The organism is Geodermatophilus sp. SYSU D00814 (assembly GCF_054050055.1).
Map to the genome: position 1 here is coordinate 1 of NZ_JBJGYP010000054.1, position 18,286 is coordinate 18,286.

17 protein-coding genes are annotated in these 18,286 nt (G+C 75.8%); 11 read left to right on the forward strand and 6 right to left on the reverse strand.

Translation table 11 applies throughout. The features are described 5' to 3' along the window. The first annotated feature begins 189 nt into the window (after positions 1-189). Genes ACI780_RS23625 through ACI780_RS23635 form a run of 3 tightly spaced genes read left to right on the forward strand, consistent with a single transcriptional unit; the run spans position 190 to position 3,370 of the window. Positions 190-1,326, forward strand: a complete 1,137-nt coding sequence (locus ACI780_RS23625) for a carboxylate-amine ligase (protein ID WP_457005978.1) — start codon at positions 190-192, stop codon at positions 1,324-1,326. After that, positions 1,326-2,612 (forward strand): erythromycin esterase family protein, encoded by a 1,287-nt coding sequence (locus ACI780_RS23630; RefSeq protein WP_457005979.1) that lies wholly within the window; start codon positions 1,326-1,328, stop codon positions 2,610-2,612. The genes ACI780_RS23625 and ACI780_RS23630 overlap by 1 nt, the downstream gene beginning before the upstream one ends. After that, positions 2,612-3,370 (forward strand): alpha/beta hydrolase, encoded by a 759-nt coding sequence (locus tag ACI780_RS23635; RefSeq protein WP_457005980.1) that lies wholly within the window; start codon positions 2,612-2,614, stop codon positions 3,368-3,370. The genes ACI780_RS23630 and ACI780_RS23635 overlap by 1 nt, the downstream gene beginning before the upstream one ends. On the opposite strand, the gene ACI780_RS23640 is transcribed toward ACI780_RS23635, so the two are convergent. Beyond that, positions 3,324-4,778: an NAD(P)/FAD-dependent oxidoreductase gene (locus ACI780_RS23640; RefSeq protein WP_457005981.1), complete on the reverse strand. Its 1,455-nt coding sequence runs from the start codon at positions 4,776-4,778 to the stop codon at positions 3,324-3,326. The genes ACI780_RS23635 and ACI780_RS23640 overlap by 47 nt on opposite strands. Positions 4,779-4,909: 131 nt before the next feature. Between ACI780_RS23640 and ACI780_RS23645 the strand changes: the two genes are divergently transcribed. From ACI780_RS23645 to ACI780_RS23675, 7 genes are all read left to right on the forward strand, one after another. Beyond that, positions 4,910-5,599 carry an alpha/beta fold hydrolase gene (locus ACI780_RS23645; RefSeq protein ID WP_456872800.1) on the forward strand — a complete coding sequence of 230 codons (690 nt, stop codon included), beginning with the start codon at positions 4,910-4,912 and terminating at the stop codon, positions 5,597-5,599. 4 nt (positions 5,600-5,603) lie between these two features. After that, complete coding sequence (locus ACI780_RS23650) at positions 5,604-6,770, forward strand: ROK family protein (protein WP_457005982.1); 1,167 nt, start codon at positions 5,604-5,606, stop codon at positions 6,768-6,770. A gap of 160 nt (positions 6,771-6,930) precedes the next feature. Beyond that, positions 6,931-8,499: a sugar ABC transporter ATP-binding protein gene (locus ACI780_RS23655; protein WP_457005983.1), complete on the forward strand. Its 1,569-nt coding sequence runs from the start codon at positions 6,931-6,933 to the stop codon at positions 8,497-8,499. Further along, positions 8,496-9,656 carry an ABC transporter permease gene (locus ACI780_RS23660; RefSeq protein ID WP_456872797.1) on the forward strand — a complete coding sequence of 387 codons (1,161 nt, stop codon included), beginning with the start codon at positions 8,496-8,498 and terminating at the stop codon, positions 9,654-9,656. The genes ACI780_RS23655 and ACI780_RS23660 overlap by 4 nt, the downstream gene beginning before the upstream one ends. Before the next feature lie 145 nt (positions 9,657-9,801). Next, entirely contained in the window at positions 9,802-10,857 is a 1,056-nt protein-coding gene (locus ACI780_RS23665) for a substrate-binding domain-containing protein (protein WP_456872796.1), read from the forward strand. 56 nt (positions 10,858-10,913) lie between these two features. Next, positions 10,914-12,131 carry a Gfo/Idh/MocA family protein gene (locus tag ACI780_RS23670; RefSeq protein ID WP_456872795.1) on the forward strand — a complete coding sequence of 406 codons (1,218 nt, stop codon included), beginning with the start codon at positions 10,914-10,916 and terminating at the stop codon, positions 12,129-12,131. Next, on the forward strand, positions 12,131-13,138 hold the full coding sequence (locus ACI780_RS23675) for a sugar phosphate isomerase/epimerase family protein (RefSeq protein WP_457005984.1): 1,008 nt from the start codon (positions 12,131-12,133) through the stop codon (positions 13,136-13,138). Before ACI780_RS23670 ends, ACI780_RS23675 begins: the two co-directional genes overlap by 1 nt. Positions 13,139-13,174: 36 nt before the next feature. On the opposite strand, the gene ACI780_RS23680 is transcribed toward ACI780_RS23675, so the two are convergent. Further along, complete coding sequence (locus ACI780_RS23680; protein ID WP_457005985.1) at positions 13,175-14,110, reverse strand: alpha/beta hydrolase family protein; 936 nt, start codon at positions 14,108-14,110, stop codon at positions 13,175-13,177. Then, complete coding sequence (locus ACI780_RS23685; RefSeq protein WP_457005986.1) at positions 14,107-14,463, reverse strand: hypothetical protein; 357 nt, start codon at positions 14,461-14,463, stop codon at positions 14,107-14,109. Before ACI780_RS23685 ends, ACI780_RS23680 begins: the two co-directional genes overlap by 4 nt. Before the next feature lie 54 nt (positions 14,464-14,517). Here ACI780_RS23685 and ACI780_RS23690 point away from each other — a divergent pair, with 54 nt between their 5' ends. Beyond that, positions 14,518-15,057 (forward strand): helix-turn-helix domain-containing protein, encoded by a 540-nt coding sequence (locus ACI780_RS23690; protein ID WP_456872791.1) that lies wholly within the window; start codon positions 14,518-14,520, stop codon positions 15,055-15,057. Between the two features lies 1 nt (position 15,058). Here ACI780_RS23690 and ACI780_RS23695 read toward each other — a convergent pair whose 3' ends face one another. From ACI780_RS23695 to ACI780_RS23705, 3 genes are all read right to left on the reverse strand, one after another. Continuing rightward, positions 15,059-15,601 carry a hypothetical protein gene (locus ACI780_RS23695; RefSeq protein ID WP_456872790.1) on the reverse strand — a complete coding sequence of 181 codons (543 nt, stop codon included), beginning with the start codon at positions 15,599-15,601 and terminating at the stop codon, positions 15,059-15,061. Positions 15,602-15,682: 81 nt separating this feature from the next. Beyond that, positions 15,683-17,266 carry a DEAD/DEAH box helicase gene (locus tag ACI780_RS23700; RefSeq protein ID WP_457005987.1) on the reverse strand — a complete coding sequence of 528 codons (1,584 nt, stop codon included), beginning with the start codon at positions 17,264-17,266 and terminating at the stop codon, positions 15,683-15,685. A 260-nt stretch (positions 17,267-17,526) separates the two neighbouring features. Further along, entirely contained in the window at positions 17,527-18,183 is a 657-nt protein-coding gene (locus tag ACI780_RS23705; RefSeq protein WP_457005988.1) for a GlxA family transcriptional regulator, read from the reverse strand. Positions 18,184-18,286 lie beyond the last annotated feature (103 nt).

Genomic DNA, 18,286 nt, shown 5'->3' on the forward strand with positions numbered 1-18,286 from the left:
CCCCCCGCGTCACCGCCAAGCGCGAGGTGGGCCCGCGGGCGCGGGGGCGGGGCCCCCCCGCGCCGCGGGCCACCCCACGACCGCGCCGGTCAGCAGGTGCGACGCCGCCGGGCCGGCCGTAGCGTCGGCCTGCCCCACACACGGTCACCAGCACGGTCACCGGCACCCCCGACGGCACCCAGGAGCGGCGTGCACCCCGACGGCCAGCAGTCCGACACCGGCGCCGTCGGGCGCACCCTCGGTGTCGAGGAGGAGTTCCACCTCGTCGCGCCCGACACCTACGAGCTGACCCCGGGCCCGCAGGCGGCGGCCGCCGCTCTCGCCGGCGAGGCGGGCCCGCTGGTGCTCCCGGAGATCTCCACCACCCAGCTGGAGACCGCCAGCGGGATCTGCACCTCCCTCGCCGAGGTGCGCGCCGAGATCGCCGCCGGCCGCGCCCAGGCGGCCGCCGCCGCGGCGCGCGACGGCCTGCTGCTGCTGCCCGCGTCCACCCACCCGTGGGACTCCTGGCACACCATGCCGGTCACGCCGGGTGAGCGGTACGAGGCGATGGTGGAGCGCTGGGCGGGGCTGGCCCGGCAGCAGGACATCTGCGGCTGCCACGTGCACGTCGGCGTCCCCGACCTCGACACCGCCGTCGCCGTGCTCGACCGCGCCCGGCCCTACGTCCCGGTGCTGCTGGCCATGACCGGCAGCTCGCCGTTCCACGACGGCGTCGACACCGGCTACGAGTCGTGGCGGACGCTGTGGTGGACCCGCTTCCCGCACGCCGGCGCCCCCGAGCCCCTCGGCGACGCCGAGGGCTACCGGCGCGTGCTCGCCGGCCTGGTCGCCTCCGGCGTGGTGGCCGACGGGTCGCACCTGTACTGGGACGTGCGCCCCTCGGCCCGGCTGCCGACCATCGAGTTCCGGCTGGCCGACGTGTGCACCACCGTCGACGACGCCGTCCTGCACGCGGCGCTGGTCCGCTCGCTGGTGCGGGTGCTCGCCGGCCGCGCCGCCCGCGGCGAGCCGGTGCCCGAGGTCCGCCCCGAGCACCTGCGGGCGGCCCGCTGGCGGGCAGCGCGCGAGGGCGTCGGCGGCCGGCTGTTCGACCCGCTGCGCCTGGAGCTGGTCGACGCCCGCGACGCCGTCTCCGGCCTGCTCGCCGAGCTCGAGGAGGACCTCACCGGCGCCGGCGAGTGGGACGAGGTCTGCGCGCTGGTGCAGGACCTGCTCGGCCGGGGTACGTCCGCGGCGCGGCAGCGGAGCACCTGGCTGCGCACGGGCAACCGCCGGGCGGTCGCCGAGTGGGTCGTCCGCGAGGGGGCGGCCGGGAGGACCTGATGGACGCCGACGACGTCCGGGAGCTCGCCCTCCCGCTGCGCGATGCCGCCGACCTCGACCCGCTGCTCGCGCGGGTCGGCGACGCGCGGGTGGTGGCGGTCGGCGAGGCCAGCCACGGCACGCACGAGTACTACGCCTGGCGCGCGGCGCTGACCCGCCGCCTGGTCGAGGAGCACGGCTTCGGCCTGGTCGCCGTCGAGGGGGACTGGCCCGACTGCGCCCGGGTCGACCGCAGCGTGCGGCTGCGCCCGGGGGCCGACGAGGACCCGCGCACCGCCCTGGACGCGATCTCCCGCTGGCCGACGTGGATGTGGGCCAACGACGACGTCGTCGACTTCTGCCGCTGGCTGCGCGAGGTCAACGCCGCCCGGCCCGCGGCCGAGCGTGTCGGCTTCCACGGCCTCGACGTCTACAGCCTCTGGGACTCCATGCACGAGCTGCTGGCCTGGGTGCAGGACAACGAGCCCGAGCACGCGGCGGCCGCGCGGCAGGCGCTGCGCTGCTTCGAGCCCTTCGGCGAGGACGGCGCCGAGTACGCCTTCGCCAGCCGGTTCGCGCCCTCCACGTGCGAGGAGACCGTCGTCGACCTGCTGCGCCGGTTGTGCGAGGAGCGCGGCGCGGCGAGCGACCCCGACGACGCCGACGCCCGCTTCGCCGCCGAGCAGAACGCCGCCGTCGTCGCCGGGGCCGAGCGCTACTACCGGGCGATGGTCGGGGGCTCGGCGGAGTCGTGGAACGTCCGCGACGTGCACATGGCCGACACCCTCGACCGGCTGCTGGCGCACACCGGCCGGCGGGCGGTCGTCTGGGAGCACAACACCCACGTCGGGGACGCCCGCGCCACCGACATGGCCGACGCCGGGATGACCAACGTCGGCCAGCTGCTGCGGGAGCGGCACGGCGCCCACGACGTCGTGCTGGTCGGGTTCGGCGGGCACCGCGGCGGGGTGGTCGCCGGGCGGGAGTGGGGCTCGCAGGTCGAGCGCATGGTCGTGCCGCCGGCCCGGGAGGGCAGCCTGGAGCACCTGCTGCACGAGGCGCTCGGACGGGACGCGCTGGTCGTCGTCCCGCGCGGGGAGCGCCCCGGCTGGTTGGAGCGCCGGCTCGGCCACCGGGCGATCGGCGTGGTGTACCGGCCCGAGCGGGAGCGCTGGGGCAACTACGTGCCGACCGTGCTCGGCGAGCGCTACGACGCCTTCCTGTACCTGGAGGAGACGACGCCGCTGCAGCCGCTGCACCTCGAGCGGCCCGACGAGCACGTGCCGCCCGCGGCGCACGCGGTGTGATGGCGGCCGCGCCGCGCCCGGCCGCCGAGGGGCGACTCGAGGCGCGGCCCGGTCCCTCGCCGGCCGGGCCGCCGCTGCCGCCGGGCACCACGGCGCTCGACCTCGGCGGCGCAGCCGAGTCGCTGGTCGCCGTCCCCCGGGCAGGGGGCGGGCCGTGCCCGCTGCTGGTGTTCTGCCACGGCGCCGGCGGCCACGCCGGGCAGTCGCTGGCGGCGGTGGGCGACGTCGCCACCGCCCGCGGGGTCGCGGTGCTCGCCACGTCGTCGGTGGCGGTCACCTGGGACCTCATCGCGGGCGGGCTCGGCCGCGACGTCGCCGTCCTCGACGCCGCCCTGCGGCAGGTGGCCGCGGGCCTGGCGGTGTCGCGGGTGGCGCTCGGCGGCTTCTCCGACGGCGCCTCGTACGCCCTGTCGCTGGGCCTGGCCAACGGCGAGCTGGTCGAGGCGCTGCTGGCCTTCTCACCCGGCTTCGCGGCGCCGCCCGGGCGCGCGGGCCGGCCGCGGGTGTGGATCGCCCACGGCACGCACGACCGGGTGCTGCCGGTCGACCGCTGCGGCCGGCGGGTGGCGCAGCAGCTCACCGCGGGCGGCTACGACGTCGTCTACGACGAGTTCGACGGCGGCCACGTGGTGACCCCCGCCCTGGTAGCCGCCGCCCTCGACACGTGGCTCGGCCCGCCCCGCTGGCGCGGGGCGGGCCGAGGTGGTGCCGCTAAGCGGTGCGGCGGGCAACGAGGTCCTTCTGCTGGTCGGGGTTGACCTCGTCGGGGTCCTCGCCGTGGTCCTTCGGGCCACCGGTCTTCGACGCGGAGAACTCCGGGCCGAGCTTCTCCAGCGCCAGCCGGCCGTAGACCTGCTGCTGGGTGGCCACCCGCTGCGAGCGGCCGCGGCCGAGGAAGCTGACCATCCAGTGCAGCACCGTGGTGACCCGGCTCTTGAAGCCGATGATGTAGAAGAGGTGCACCACCAGCCAGATCACCCAGGCGATGAAGCCCTCGAACTTCATCTTCTTGATGTCGGCCACCGCGGAGAACCGCGAGATCGTCGCCATGTTGCCCTTGTCGCGGTAGCGGAAGGGCCCGCGCGGCTTCTTGCCGGCGAGGCGGCGCTGGATCTGGTCGGCCGCGTAGCGCCCGCCCTGGATGGCCACCTGTGCCACACCCGGCAGCTTGTCGGGGTGGTTGGCCATGTCGCCGACGACGTGGATCTCCGGGTGGCCGGGCAGGGTCAGGTCCGCCTGCACCGCGACCCGGCCGGGGCGGTCCACCTCGGCGCCGGTCTTCTCGCCCAGCAGCCGGCCCAGCGGGGAGGCCTGCACACCGGCCGCCCACACCTTGGTGGCGGCGGCGATGCGGCGCACCTGCCCGTCGGAGTCCTTGACGGTGAGGCCGTCGGCGTCGAGGTCGGTGACCAGCGCGCCGAGCTGGACCTCGACGCCGATCCGGTTGAGGTGGCGGCGCGCCTGCTCACCGAGCTTCGGGCCGAACGGCGGCAGCACCTGCGGCGCGCCGTCGAGCAGGATGATGCGCGCCTGCTCGGGGTCGATGTTGCGGAAGTCGCGGCGCAGCGTCCGGTGCGCGAGCTCGGCGATCTGGCCGGCCATCTCCACCCCGGTGGGGCCGGCACCGACGACGACGAAGGTCATCAGTCGCTCGACCTCGGCGGGGTCGGTGGCGATCTCGGCCAGCTCGAAGGCGCCGAAGATCCGGCCGCGCAGCTCGAGGGCGTCGTCGATGCTCTTCATGCCGGGGGCGAACTCGGCGAACTGGTCGTTGCCGAAGTAGGACTGTCCCGCGCCGGCGGCGACGATGAGCTCGTCGTAGGGGTGCACCGTGGTGCGGCCGAGGACGGTGGAGGTCACCGTGCGCGCGTCGACGTCGATGTCGACGACCTCGCCCAGGACCACCCGGGCGTTCTTCTGGTGGCGCAGCACCTCGCGGGTGGCCGGCGCGATCTCGCCCTCGGACAGGATGCCGGTGGCCACCTGGTAGAGCAGCGGCTGGAACAGGTGGTGGCCGGTCTTGGCGATCACCGTGACGTCGACGTCGGCGTTGCGCAGGGCCTTCGCGGCGAACAGCCCTCCGAAGCCGGAGCCGACGATCACCACCTGCGGGCGTCCGGTCCGCGTGCCGTCGGCGGCGTCGTGCGCAGGTGATGTCGTCGTCATGATGACTGATCCTCTCCCGTCAGGGACTCCGCTGTCCTGCAGCGGGCCGGCCGGGGAGGTGATCCCGGCCACCCGCCCGTGGCTGTGGTGTGCGTTCGCGGTGTCCGCGTCCACCCGGTACAACCGGGCCGGTGCCCGTCCTCATCCCCCGGCTGGTGGTCGTCCCCGGCCTGGGGCTGGACGGGCGGTCGTGGTCACGGCTGCGCCGGCGGGTACCCGCCGGCGTCGTGCTCCTACCCGGGATGGGCCGGTCTGCACCTGTTCCCCCGCTCGACGACCTGGCCGCCGCCCTGCGCGCCGCCCTCGGTGCCGGTCCGGTCGTGCTCGCCGGGCACAGCCAGGGCTGCCAGGTGGTCGCCGCGGCGGCCACGGACCCCCGCGTGGCCGGTGTCGTGCTGCTCGGCCCGACCACCGACCCGCGGCTGCGCCGCCCGGCCCGGCTGGCCCGGTGGTGGCTGTGGACGGCGCTCGCCGAGCCGTGGTGGCAGCTGCCGCTGGTGCTCGCGCAGTGGCTGGGCACCGGCCCCCGCGCGATGCGGGCCCTGTGGCGGAGCGCGGCTCCCGACCGGATCGAGGACCGGCTGGCCGCCGTCGGCGTGCCGGTGACCGTCGTCCGCGGCACCCGGGACCGGCTCTGCCGTGCCGACTGGGCCGGGCGGGTGGCCGCCGCGGCACCCCGCGGCCGGGTCGTCGAGGTGCCCGGTGCGGCGCACATGACGGTGCAGACCCACCCCGGCGAGGTGGCCGCCGTGCTGCGGGCGGTGCTGGCGGAGTCGGCCGGGCGGAGCGGCCGGGACCGGGCCCGCGGCGTGTCACCATGACGGCATGGGCTCCTCCTCCGCCTCGGCCGGCGCGCTGCTGCACCACGTGCGCACCGGCCGTGCCCGGAGCCGGGCCGAGCTCGTCGCGCTGACCGGCGCCGCGCGCAACACCGTCAGCGCCCGCGTCGACCAGCTCATCGCCGCCGGCCTGCTCGAGGAGGGCGGCCGCGGCTGGAGCACCGGCGGCCGCCCGCCCACCCTGCTGCGGTTCAACAGCGCCGCCGGGTGCGTGCTCGCCGTCGACCTCGGCGTCACCAGCGTCGACGTCGCCGTCACCGACCTGTCCGCGCAGATCCTCGCCACCGCCGGGCACCCCATCGACATCGCCGAGGGCCCCCGCCCGGTGCTCGCCGAGGTCGACCGGCTGGCGCAGCAGGTGCTCGCCGAGGCCGGGCTGACCCCTGCCGACGTGTGCGCCGTCGGCGTCGGCGTCCCCGGCCCGGTCGAGTTCTCGACCGGGCGGCCCTCGCACCCGCCGATCATGCCCGGCTGGCACGACTTCCCGATCCCGAGCGCGTTCGGCCGCTACGGCTGCCCGGTGTTCGTCGACAACGACGTCAACGTCATGGCGCTCGGCGAGATGGGCGTCGCGGGCTCGGTGCAGGACGTGCTGGTCGTCAAGGTCGGCACCGGCATCGGCTGCGGGATCATCGTCGACGGCGGGGTGTACCGGGGCGCGCAGGGCAGCGCCGGCGACATCGGGCACATCCACGTGCCCTCGGCCGACGGCCGGGAGGTCGTCTGCCGGTGCGGGCAGACCAACTGCCTGGAGGCGATCGCCGGCGGCGGTGCGCTGCTGCGCGACGCCCAGGCCGCCGGGCTGCCGGTCACCACCACCCGCGACGTCGTCGAGCGGGCCGCGCAGGGCGACGGTGTGGCCCTGGAGCTGGTCCGGCACGCCGGCCGCACGATCGGCACCGTGCTGGCCGCGCTGGTCAACTTCTTCAACCCGCACCGGATCGTCATGACCGGGGGCGTCGCCCAGGCCGGCGTCCCGCTGCTGGCCGGCATCCGCGAGGCGGTCTACGGCCGGGCCATGCCGCTGGCCGCGCGTGCCCTGGAGATCACCGTCAGCGAGGCGCCGGACCTCTCCGGCCGGGTCGGTGCCGCCCTCATGGCCATCGAGGGCCACCTCGACGAGGACTCCGTCCACCAGGCGCTCGCCCGCTGAGACGGGGTGCCTCCCGCCCGGGAGGCCCCCTCGACGGTCCGGCGGTCGGGTCGCGATCCGGTAACCGACCCGGCCAGGGTCTTGACCTCCTGTGTGCCACCTCATACGTTCTCCGCTCAACGGACTAATGGTCAAAACTGAGCAGAAGTCGGGTGGTGCGGTGGACGTCGAGCGGGAGTCGCGGCTGCGCGAGGCGCCGCTGCTGGAGATGCACGGCATCGTCAAGACCTTCCCGGGCGTCCGCGCGCTCGGCGGCGTCGATCTCGACGTCCGCGCGGGGGAGGTGCACTGCCTCCTCGGCCAGAACGGCGCCGGGAAGTCGACGCTGATCAAGGTCCTCGCCGGCGCCCACCAGCCCGACGAGGGCGCCATCTGGTGGCGCGGCGAGCGGGTCCGGCTGTCGACGCCGCAGGCCGCGCTGGGCCTGGGCATCGCGACGATCTACCAGGAGCTCGACCTGGTCGCCGGGCTGACCGTCGCCGACAACGTCTTCCTCGGCCGGGAGCAGGCCCAGCTGGGCTTCGTGCGGCCGCGCGAGCTCAACCGGCGGGCGGGGGAGCTGCTCACCCGGCTCGGCCACCCCGAGATCCGCCCCGGCGCCGAGGTCGGGTCGCTGCCTGCGGCCTCCCAGCAGATGGTGAGCATCGCGCGGGCGCTGTCCCAGGACGCCCGGCTGATCATCATGGACGAGCCGTCCGCGGTCCTCGACAACGAGGAGGTCGAGCGGCTGTTCACGGTCATCCGCGACCTCACCGCGCACGACGTCGCCGTCGTCTACATCTCCCACCGGCTCGAGGAGATCCGCGGGATCGGCGACCGGATCACCGTCCTCAAGGACGGCCGGACCGTCGCCACCGGGCTGCCGGCCCGGGAGACGCCGACCCGCGAGGTCATCACGCTGATGACCGGCCGGGACATCGAGTACGTCTTCCCCGAGCGCCACCACCGGCCCCCGGCCACCGCCGAGCCGGTGCTCGAGGTCGACGACCTCGGCCTGCGCGGCGCGTTCTCCGACGTCTCCCTCACCGTGCGGCCCGGCGAGATCGTGGGGCTGGCCGGGCTGGTCGGCTCGGGCCGCTCGGAGATCCTCGAGACCGTCTACGGTGCCCGGCGCGCGACCAGCGGCACGGTGCGCGTGGGCGGCCGCCGGCTGCGGCCCGGTGACGTCGGCGCCGCGGTGGCCGCCGGCGTCGGCCTGGCACCCGAGGAGCGCAAGAGCCAGGCGCTGCTGCTCGGCGAGTCGGTGGCCCGCAACATCTCGATCTCCAGCCTCGCCCGCTTCGCCCGCGGCGGCTTCCTGTCCGCCGCGGCCGAGCGCGCGGCCGCCCGGGAGCAGGTCGGCGCGCTGGAGGTCCGCCCCGCCGACGTCACCCGCGAGGTGCGGACGCTGTCCGGCGGCAACCAGCAGAAGGTCGTGCTGGCCCGCTGGCTGCTGCGCGAGTGCCGGGTGCTGCTGCTCGACGAGCCGACCCGCGGCGTCGACGTCGGTGCCCGGTCGGAGATCTACGCGCTCGTGCGCGACCTCGCCGACCGCGGGGTCGCGGTGGTCGTGGTCTCCAGCGAGATCCCGGAGGTGCTCGGTCTGGCCGACCGGGTCCTCGTCGTCGCGGAGGGCCGGGTGGTGGCCGAGGAGCCGGCCGCGGCCCTCGACGAGCACCGCGTGCTCGACCTGGTCATGGAGGGGACGTCGACGCACGGCGTCCCGGTGCACGAAGGGGACGTCGCATGAGTGAGGGCAGCACGGTGCTGACCACGGGCACGGGCAAGGAGCAGTCCCGCCGCGGGCACCCCGGCGGGTTCCTGGCGGGGCCGGTGGGCCGCAACCTGGGCCTGGTGCTCGCGCTGGTCATCCTCTGCATCGTCGGGATCGCGACGGCCGGTGACCGCTTCGCCGACGTCGACAACGTCCTGACCATCCTGCGGCTGGCCTCGGTCATCGGCGTGGTCAGCGTCGGCATGACCTTCGTGATCATCGGCGGCGGGATCGACCTGTCGGTCGGCGCGCTGGTGGCCCTGGCGTCGGTGTGGGCCACCACGCTGGCCACCCAGCAGATGGCCGAGGACGTCCACTGGATCGTCATGGTGGTCACCGCGCTGGTGGTCGGCAGCGTGGCCGGGCTCGTCAACGGGGTGGTCATCGCCTACGGGCGGCTCGCCGCCTTCATCGCCACGCTGGCGATGCTCGCCGCCGCCCGCGGCCTGGCCGAGATCATCGCCAACCGGCGCACCCAGATCGTGCGCGACCGGGACTTCCTGTCCTTCTTCTCCGGCGACGTCCTCGGCGTCCCGACGCTGGTGATCATCTTCGCGCTGGTCGCCGTCGCCGGGTGGGTGCTGCTCAACCGCACGACCTTCGGCCGGCGCACCTTCGCCGTCGGCGGCAACGCCGAGGCCGCCCGGCTGGCCGGCATCCGGGTGCAGCGGCACACCGTCAAGCTCTACGTCCTGTCCGGCGTCTGCTGCGGCATCGCGGCCGTGATGCTCATGGCGCGCACGACGACGGGCAGCTCGACCCACGGCACCCTCTACGAGCTCGACGCCATCGCCGCGGTGGTCATCGGCGGCACGCTGCTCATCGGCGGGCGCGGCACGATCGTCGGCACCGTCCTCGGCGTCCTGATCTTCACCACGCTGGGCAACGTCTTCACGCTCAACAACCTGTCGAGCTCGGCGCAGGCCGTGGCCCGCGGCGTGATCATCATCCTCGCGGTGCTGCTGCAGCAGCGCGTGGCCACCGGCGGCTTCTCGTTCCGCCGCCCCGGCTCCGGGAGCGATCCGGGAGGGCCGGCCCTGCCCGGATCGCCCTCCGGTGCGGTCTCCGGCGGCACCAGCGCCGCGGGCGGCCCCGGCGGCGCCCGGCCGGCCGCCACCGGCAAGACCCTCTGACGGAGGACCCCCTCGCCCCACCGCCCGCAGACCCGCGGCGGGGCCACGCGAGGGGGCCGTTCCAGCCGCACCACCCGCCGGACACCCGTCCGGCGGCGTCCCACCCGGCTCCCGGACAGGGAGGCGACACCCGAGGAGAGAGAGCATGTCTGCAACGAGGCAGCGTCCGTTCCGCCGTCTGCCGTACGCCACGGTCGCCCTGCTCAGCGCGGGCGTGCTCGTGGCCGGCTGCACCAGCAACACCCCCGAGGACTCCGGCAGCGGAGGCGGCGGCAACCAGGCCGCCAGCGCCAACGACGAGGCCGGCGACACCGTCACCATCGGCTTCTCCGCCCCTGCGGCCGACCACGGCTGGATGGCCGGCATCACCGAGGCCGCCCGGGCCGAGGCGGAGAACTACGAGGACGTCGAGCTGGTGGTCGCGGAGGGCACCAACGACGTCAGCACCCAGATCAGCCAGGTGGAGACGTTCATCAACGACGGCGTCGACGCGATCGTGCTGCTGCCCTTCGACGGTGCCGCGATGACCCCGGTGGCGATCCAGGCGATGGAGGCCGGCATCCCGGTCATCAACGTCGACCGCGAGTTCGACAGCCCCTTCGCCGCGCGCACCACGATCCTCGGCGACAACTACGGCATGGGCGTCTCGGCCGGCACGTACATCTGCGAGCAGCTCGGCGACCAGCCCGACGCCGTCGTCGCCGAGATCGCCGGCATCGACTCGCTGCCGCTGACCCAGGACCGCAGCCAGGGCTTCGCCGACGCGCTGTCCGAGTGCGGTCTCGACGTCGACAACCGCGTCGCCGCCGACTTCACCGTCGAGGGCGGCGAGGAGGCGGCGTCGAACCTGCTCCAGGCCGCGCCGCAGATCGACGCCCTGTGGAACCACGACGACGACCAGGGCGTCGGCGTCCTGGCCGCCATCGAGAGCGCCGGTCGCGACGAGTTCATCATGGTCGGCGGCGCCGGCTCGGCGAACGCGATGCGGGCCATCCAGGAGGGCGACTCGGTGCTGCAGGCGACGGTCATCTACCCGCACACCCAGGCCGCCGACGGCATCGCGCTGGCGCGCCTGGTCGCGCAGGACAAGGCGCTGTCGGACCTGACCGAGGTCGAGGTCCCGCGGCAGATCGTGCTCAACGCGCCGGTCGTCACCGCCGACAACGTCGACCAGTACATCGACAACGCGTTCGAGTCCTGATCCACCCGGGCGGGGCCGCCGGTCACCGGCGGTCCCGTCCCTCCCCGGGAGCCCCCATGACCTCAGCAGACCGGCCGACCCTCGGGATCGGTCTCATCGGACACGCCTTCATGGGCGCGGCGCACTCGCAGGCCTGGCGCACCGCCCCCCACTTCTTCGACCTCCCGCTGCGCCCCGAGCTCACCGTGCTCGCCGGCCGCGACCCCCAGCGGACCGCCGACGCCGCCGCCCGGCTGGGCTGGGCCTCGGTGGAGACCGACTGGCGGCGGCTGCTCGAGCGCGACGACGTCGGCCTCGTCGACGTCTGCACCCCCGGCGACACCCACGCCGAGATCGCCATCGCGGCGCTCGAGGCCGGCAAGCACGTGCTCTGCGAGAAGCCGCTGGCCAACTCCGTCGCCGAGGCGGAGGCGATGACCGCTGCCGCGCAGCGGGCCGCCGCCCGCGGCGTGCGCTCGATGGTCGGCTTCACCTACCGCCGGGTGCCGGCGATCGGGCTGGCCCGGCAGCTGGTCGCCGAGGGCCGCATCGGCCAGGTGCGGCACGTGCGCGCGCAGTACCTGCAGGACTGGATCGCCGACCCCGCCGCGCCCATGTCGTGGCGGCTGGAGAAGGACAAGGCCGGCTCCGGCGCGCTCGGCGACATCGGCGCGCACATCGTCGACCTCACCCAGCACATCACCGGCGAGAGCCTGACCGGCGTCAGCGCGCTGCTGGAGACCTTCGTCGAGGAGCGCCCGCTGCCGGCCGCGGCCGGGTCGCTGTCCGGCGTCGCGGGGCAGGGGACGGGCCGGGTCACCGTCGACGACGCCGCGGTGTTCCTCGGCCGGTTCTCCGGCGGCGCGCTGGCCACCTTCGAGGCCACCCGCTTCGCCCTCGGCCGCAAGAACGCCATCCGCATCGAGGTCAACGGGTCCGAGGGCAGCCTCGCCTTCGACTTCGAGGACATGAACGTGCTGCAGTTCTTCGACGGCAGCGAGCCCGCCGAGCGCGCCGGGTTCCGGCGCATCCTCGTCACCGAGCCCGGGCACCCCTACATCGGCTCCTGGTGGCCGGCCGGTCACGGGCTGGGCTACGAGCACGGCTTCACCCACCAGGTCGTCGACCTGCTCACCGCGATCGCCAAGGACGAGGACCCGACGCCGTCGTTCGCCGACGGCCTGCAGGTGCAGCGGGTGCTCGACGCCGTCGAGCGCAGCGCCGCCGCCGACTCCGTGTGGACCCCGATCGCCGCCCAGGACCCCGCCGCCCAGGACCCCGAGAGGACCGCCTGATGCCCCGCCCCGTCACCCTGTTCACCGGCCAGTGGGCCGACCTGCCGTTCGAGGAGGTGGCCCGGCTCGCCTCCGAGTGGGGCTACGACGGCCTGGAGATCGCCTGCTGGGGTGACCACCTCGACGTCGAGAAGGCCGCCACCGACGACTCCTACGTGCAGCAGCGGCTCGAGCTGCTGGACAAGTACGGCCTGAAGGTGTGGGCCATCTCCAACCACCTCAACGGCCAGGCCGTCTGCGACGACCCGATCGACGCCCGGCACCAGGACATCGTCAACAAGCGGGTCTGGGGCGACGGCGACCCCGAGGGCGTCCGGCAGCGGGCGGCCGAGGAGATGGAGCTGACCGCGCGCGCCGCGGCCAAGCTGGGCGTGAAGACGGTCGTCGGGTTCACCGGGTCGAAGATCTGGAAGGCCGTGGCGATGTTCCCGCCGGCCCCCGCGTCGATGATCGAGGACGGCTACGCCGACTTCGCGGCGCGGTGGAACCCGATCCTCGACGTCTTCGACGAGGTCGGCGTCCGGTTCGCCCACGAGGTGCACCCGTCGGAGATCGCCTACGACTACTGGACGACGGTGGCCGCGCTCGAGGCGATCGGCCACCGCGAGGCCTTCGGGCTGAACTGGGACCCGTCGCACTTCGTGTGGCAGGACCTCGACCCGGTCAGCTTCATCTGGGACTTCAAGGACCGGATCTACCACGTCGACTGCAAGGACGCGAAGCGCCAGGTCGGCAACGGCCGCAACGGCCGGCTCGGCTCGCACCTGCCGTGGGCCGACCCGCGGCGCGGCTGGGACTTCGTCTCGACCGGGCACGGCGACGTCCCGTGGGAGGCCTGCTTCCGGATGCTCAACACGATCGGCTACGACGGGCCGATCTCGGTGGAGTGGGAGGACGCCGGCATGGACCGCCTGGTCGGCGCCCCCGAGGCGCTGGCCTTCGTCCGCCGGCTGGCCTTCGACCCGCCGGCCGCGGCGTTCGACGCCGCGTTCTCCAGCGGCAATTGAACCGGTGGCCGGGCGCGTCCGCGCGCCCGGCCACCGTCAGGCAGCGGTGCGCTGCAGGCCGGTGACCTCGCGGCACCAGCCGACGACGGCGGCGAGCACCCCGGCGTCGACCGGGCGGCGCAGCTCGCCGCGGTAGGCGCCCATCGACGCCCGTCCCGGCTGGCGGCGCAGCGTGTGGGTCAGGTCGGGCACCCGCAGGACGGTGACCGGTCCCGGCACCGTCGCGGCGATCACCTCGACGTCGGCGACGGGGACCTGCAGGTCCTTCTCCCCGGTCACCGCGAGCACCGGGACGACGATCCGGGCGAGGTCGGTGCGCGGGTCGTGCGCCAGGAACTCCCGGTGCCAGCGCGCGTTGAGGCGCGCGGGGCCGATGCGGGCGACGTCGGTGGTCGTGGCCCGGATGCGCTCGTGGTTGGCGGCGACCTTCCGCTCCAGGTCGGTCCGCGTCAGCCGCAGCAGCGCCCGCACCGGCGCCGGCAGCGTCGGGCCGATCTGCCGCGCCTGCCAGCGCAGCAGCTCCGCACCCGGGGTGGCCGAGCAGGCCAGCAGGACGACGCCGGCCGCCGGCACCCCCCGCGCGACCGCCGTGGCGGCGAGCAGCGCGCCCTCGCTGTGGCCGGCGAGCACCACCCGGTCGCCGTCGACCTCGGGCCGGGCGGCGAGGGCGGCGGCGGCCCGGACGAGGTCGTCGGCGTTGTCGGTGAACCCCGCCCGCCGCCAGTCGCCCGGCGTCGCGCCGACGCCGCGCTTGTCGTACCGCAGCGACGCGACGCCGCCCTCGGCGAGGGCGTGCGCCAGGTCGCGGGTGACGCCGAAGCGCGCCCGGCGGTGGTCGGAGTCGCGGTCGAGCGGCCCCGAGCCCGGGGCCAGCAGGACGGCCGGCACCGGGCCGGGGGAGTCCGGCAGGGTGAGCGTCCCGGCGAGCGGGGGCTCGCCGGGCACCGTGAGGGGGACCTCGCGCACGGTCACCGGGGGACCGTCCGGTGCGCGGCCACGTCGGCGGCGACCGCGGCGGCGTCGTCGGCGGACACGAGCACGGTGTCGAAGCGCTGGCCGGTCAGGTGCAGCCGCACGGCCGGGCCGCGGCGGACGCTGACGAACGCCCTGGTGCCCCGGCGCCGCCAGGTGCCGATCAGCCGCCGGCCGGGCAGGCCGAGCCCGGGCGCGCGCAGGCCGCGGGCGGCGGCCAGCCCGTCGGGGACGACCTCGACCGAGCGCACCGCCGCCCGCGGCACCTCGAGGTCGCGCAGCAGGCCGAGGACCTTCTCGGTCCGGGTGAGGGAGACGGACAGGGTCTGCGGAGTGGTCTGGATCGTCGCCATGCGGTTATTGTTCTCGATGGTGAGACCGTTGTCAACTATGAGAAAGGTGGCCGCGTGGCGACCGCGGACCTGCTGCTGCACCCGGTGCGGCTCCGGGTCGTCCAGGCGTTCCTGGGCGACCGCACCCTGACCACCGGCGAGCTGCACGCCGAGCTGCCCGACGTCCCGGCCGCCACGCTGTACCGGCACGTCGGGGTGCTGGCCGACGCCGGCGTGCTCGAGGTGGTCGCCGAGCGGCGGGTGCGGGGGAGCACCGAGCGCACCTACCGGCTGGTGGTCGCCGCCGCCTCGGTCGGGCCGGCCGAGGCGGCGGCGATGAGCCCCGACGAGCACCGCCGGGCCTTCGGCACGTTCGTCGCCGCCCTGCTGGCCGACTTCGACCGCTGGCTCGGGCGCGCGGCCGAGGAGCCGGGCGGGCCCGACCCCGCGCGGGACGGGGTCGGTTACCGGATGACCGGCCTGTGGCTCGACGACGACGAGTTCGCCGGCCTGCTCGACGACGTCCGGGCGGTGCTCCGGGCGCGCCTGGACAACGCGCCCGGCCCGGGCCGGCGGCGGCGGCTCGTCGGCACGGTCTTCCTGCCCGGGGACTGAGTCAGGCCGCGGCGGCGGCGCGGGCGGCCCGGCGGTCGGCCCTGCGCTCCATCTTCTGCTCGGCCCGGGAGACCCGCTTGTTGGCCTTCGCCAGGGTCCGGGCGGCCTTCTGCACGCGCTTGGAGCCGCGGTCGACGGTACCGCGGGTGAGCAGGCCGACGCCGATGCCGAGCAGCCAGACGTCCTTGGCGATCGTCAGGCCCTGCTCGGTGGGGGCGAGGCTGCCCTCCTTGCGCATGCCCGGCGTGCGCAGGTACAGGCCGAGCAGGCCGCCGGCGAAGCCGGTGAGGACGGCGCCGGCCAGCGCGGTCGGCACGAACGGCGTCAGCAGGGCCGCGCCGACGGCGATCTCCGCCGTCGACAGGGCCTGCACGAACTGCCGCGGCTCGACGTCCTTGAGGAAGGGGTAGGTGCCGGAGGCGAAGCCGTGCAGCCCGGCCGCGGTCTCCTCGTCGGCCGCGCGCTTGCCCAGCCCGCTGTTGAGGATGAACGCGCCGGCGGAGATCCGGGGACCGATCTCGGACAGGGTGATGGGCAGGGCCACGGGGCACCTCGCAGGGGTCGGGGACGGTCGGGACTGCTCTTCCCGACCGTCCCCCGTGCGAACCCCCGGCAGGAGCTCCGGTCAGCGACCGCCGCGCCGCGACCGGCCGCTGAACGACGCCGCCGAGTGGGTACCGGCCCGCGCGGCCAGCTCCGCGCGGGTGCGCGCGGGGCCGGGGTTGCGCGCGGCGCCGCGGCCACCGGCCGTTGCGGTCGCCGTCGCGGTGGCCTTCGGGGCCGCCGCGGCGGTGCCGGAGCCGCCGCGGCGACGGCGGCCGCCGCCCTGGCCCTGCGGCTGGGGCGCCGGCGCGGGAGCGGGCTCGACGTACGGCGCGGCCGGGCCGGTGAGCGCGGTGATCTGCTCGGCGCCCGGGCGCACCGCGGTCACGACCGGCGTGATGCCGGCCTGGCGGGTCAGCGTGCGCACCTCGCCGTGCTGGTCGGGGGTGGAGAGGGTGACCACCGTGCCGCCGGCCCCGGCGCGGGCGGTGCGGCCCGAGCGGTGCAGGTAGGCCTTGTGCTCGGTCGGCGGGTCCACGTGCACGACGAGCGCGACGTCGTCGACGTGGATGCCGCGCGCGGCGATGTCGGTGGCGCACAGCACGCGCGTGCCGCCGGTGCTGAACGCCTCGAGGTTGCGCTCGCGGGCGTTCTGGCTGAGGTTGCCGTGCAGGTCGACGGCGGGGACGCCGGCCGCGGTGAGCTGCTTGGCGAGCTTCTTGGCCTGGTGCTTGGTCCGGGTGAACAGCACGCTGCGGCCCAGGCCCGAGGCGAGCTGGCGCACGACCTCGGCCTTGTCGGCGGCCGACACCTGGAACACGTGGTGGGTCATGGTGGCCACCGGTGCGACGGCCGGGTCGACCGAGTGGGTCACCGGGCGGTCGAGGTAGCGCTTGACGAGCACGTCGACGCCGTTGTCCAGCGTGGCGGAGAACAACAGCCTCTGACCGCCCTGCGGCGTGCGGTCCAGCAGCCGCTTGACGCCGGGCAGGAAGCCCAGGTCGGCCATGTGGTCGGCCTCGTCGAGGACGGTGACCTCGACGGCGGACAGGTCCGCGTGGCCCTGCCCGATGAGGTCCTCGAGCCGGCCGGGGCAGGCGATGACGACGTCGACGCCGGCGGCCAGCGCCTGCACCTGCGGGTTCTGCCCCACGCCGCCGAAGACCGTGGTGGAGCGCAGCCCGAGGGCGCGGGCCAGCGGCTCGACGGTGGCCAGCACCTGGTTGGCCAGCTCGCGGGTGGGGACGAGGACCAGCGCGCGCGGCCTGCGCGCCTGGCGGCGGGTGGTGGAGGCGGCCAGCCGGGAGACCAGCGGCAGGGCGAAGGCGATGGTCTTGCCCGAGCCGGTGCGGCCGCGGCCGAGCACGTCGCGGCCGGCGAGGGAGTCCGGCAGCGTCGCGACCTGGATGGGGAACGGCGCGGTGATGCCGCTGGAGGTGAGCACCTCGACCAGCGGGGCGGGCACGCCGAGCTCGGCGAAGGTCGTGTCGGTGGGCAGCACGGTGGCGACGTCGCCGGCCGGGATCTCCCGCGGCTGGGACTGCGGCTGGGGCTGGGACTGGGCGGCGGGGGTGGTGCTGCTGCCGCCGGTGCCGCGGCCGCGGCCGCCGCGACGGCGGCGGGACCGGGCGGGGCCGGCGGGAGCGGGGGACTGCGGGGAGGTCATCGGTTCCTCGGGCGTTCTCGGGTCGCCGTCCTCGGTCACCGTGCGCGGGCGCAGGCCGGCCCCGGGAGACGGGGCGGAGCGCGCCGGCGGCGACGTCGGACAGCCGGGCGCGCCTCGGTGGCGCTGCACCAGCCCGACGTCGAGTCCTGCAGCTCCGGATGAGCGAGGGCGGCGCCGGTCTCCCCACTCAACCAGACGCGGCCGCCGATCCTGCCGCCGCGTGGGCGAGTCGCCCGTCACACCTCCCCCGGACGAGTGCCTCAGGCGGTGCGGCCGGCGCCCCGGTAGGTGCGGCGGTAGGCGCCCGGCGCCACCCCGATCGAGGCCCGCAGGTGCTGGCGCAGCGACGCGGGGGTGCCGAACCCGGCCTGCGCCGCGACGCGGTCGACCGAGGCGTCGGTGGACTCCAGCAGCCGCCGGGCCAGCCCGATCCGCTGCGCGGCCAGCCAGCGCAGCGGTGACAGGCCGGTCTCCTCGCGGAAGCGCCGGGTGAACGTCCGCACGCTCATCCGCGCGTGCCCGGCGAGGTCGGCGAGGGTGAGCGGCTCGCCCAGGTGCTCCAGCGTCCAGGCGCGGGTGGCCGCCGTCCCCGTGTCGCCGGACTCCGGCAGCGGCCGCTCCACGAACTGCGACTGCCCGCCCTCCCGCCACGGGGCGACGACGTTGCGCCGCGCGACCCGGTTGGCCACCTCGCTGCCGTGGTCGCGGCGCACCAGGTGCAGCAGCAGGTCGATGCCCGCGGCCACGCCGGCGGAGGTCAGCACGTCGCCGTCGTCGACGAAGAGCACGTCGGCGTCGAGCCGGACGGCGGGGAAGTGCCGGCGGAAGGCGTCGGCGTCGCGCCAGTGCGTGGCGGCCGGGCGCCCGTCGAGCAGCCCGGCCGCGGCCAGCACGGAGGCGCCGGTGCAGATCGACACCATCCGGGCGTGGGGGGGGGGGGGGGGGGGGGGGGGGGGGGGGGGGGGGGGGGGGGGGGGGGGGGGGGCGGCGCGGCCGCCCGCGGGCCCCCGCCCCCCGCCC

What these genes read in the sequence shown, in the direction of transcription:
- ACI780_RS23635 (WP_457005980.1), top strand. Translation starts at nt 2,612, where the DNA reads ATGGCGGCCGCGCCGCGCCCGGCCGCCGAGGGGCGACTCGAGGCGCGG.
- ACI780_RS23650 (WP_457005982.1), top strand. Translation starts at nt 5,604, where the DNA reads ATGGGCTCCTCCTCCGCCTCGGCCGGCGCGCTGCTGCACCACGTGCGC.
- ACI780_RS23685 (WP_457005986.1), bottom strand. Translation starts at nt 14,463, where the DNA reads ATGGCGACGATCCAGACCACTCCGCAGACCCTGTCCGTCTCCCTCACC.
- ACI780_RS23660 (WP_456872797.1), top strand. Translation starts at nt 8,496, where the DNA reads ATGAGTGAGGGCAGCACGGTGCTGACCACGGGCACGGGCAAGGAGCAG.
- ACI780_RS23630 (WP_457005979.1), top strand. Translation starts at nt 1,326, where the DNA reads ATGGACGCCGACGACGTCCGGGAGCTCGCCCTCCCGCTGCGCGATGCC.
- ACI780_RS23675 (WP_457005984.1), top strand. Translation starts at nt 12,131, where the DNA reads ATGCCCCGCCCCGTCACCCTGTTCACCGGCCAGTGGGCCGACCTGCCG.
- ACI780_RS23665 (WP_456872796.1), top strand. Translation starts at nt 9,802, where the DNA reads ATGTCTGCAACGAGGCAGCGTCCGTTCCGCCGTCTGCCGTACGCCACG.
- ACI780_RS23700 (WP_457005987.1), bottom strand. Translation starts at nt 17,266, where the DNA reads ATGACCTCCCCGCAGTCCCCCGCTCCCGCCGGCCCCGCCCGGTCCCGC.
- ACI780_RS23670 (WP_456872795.1), top strand. Translation starts at nt 10,914, where the DNA reads ATGACCTCAGCAGACCGGCCGACCCTCGGGATCGGTCTCATCGGACAC.
- ACI780_RS23640 (WP_457005981.1), bottom strand. Translation starts at nt 4,778, where the DNA reads ATGACGACGACATCACCTGCGCACGACGCCGCCGACGGCACGCGGACC.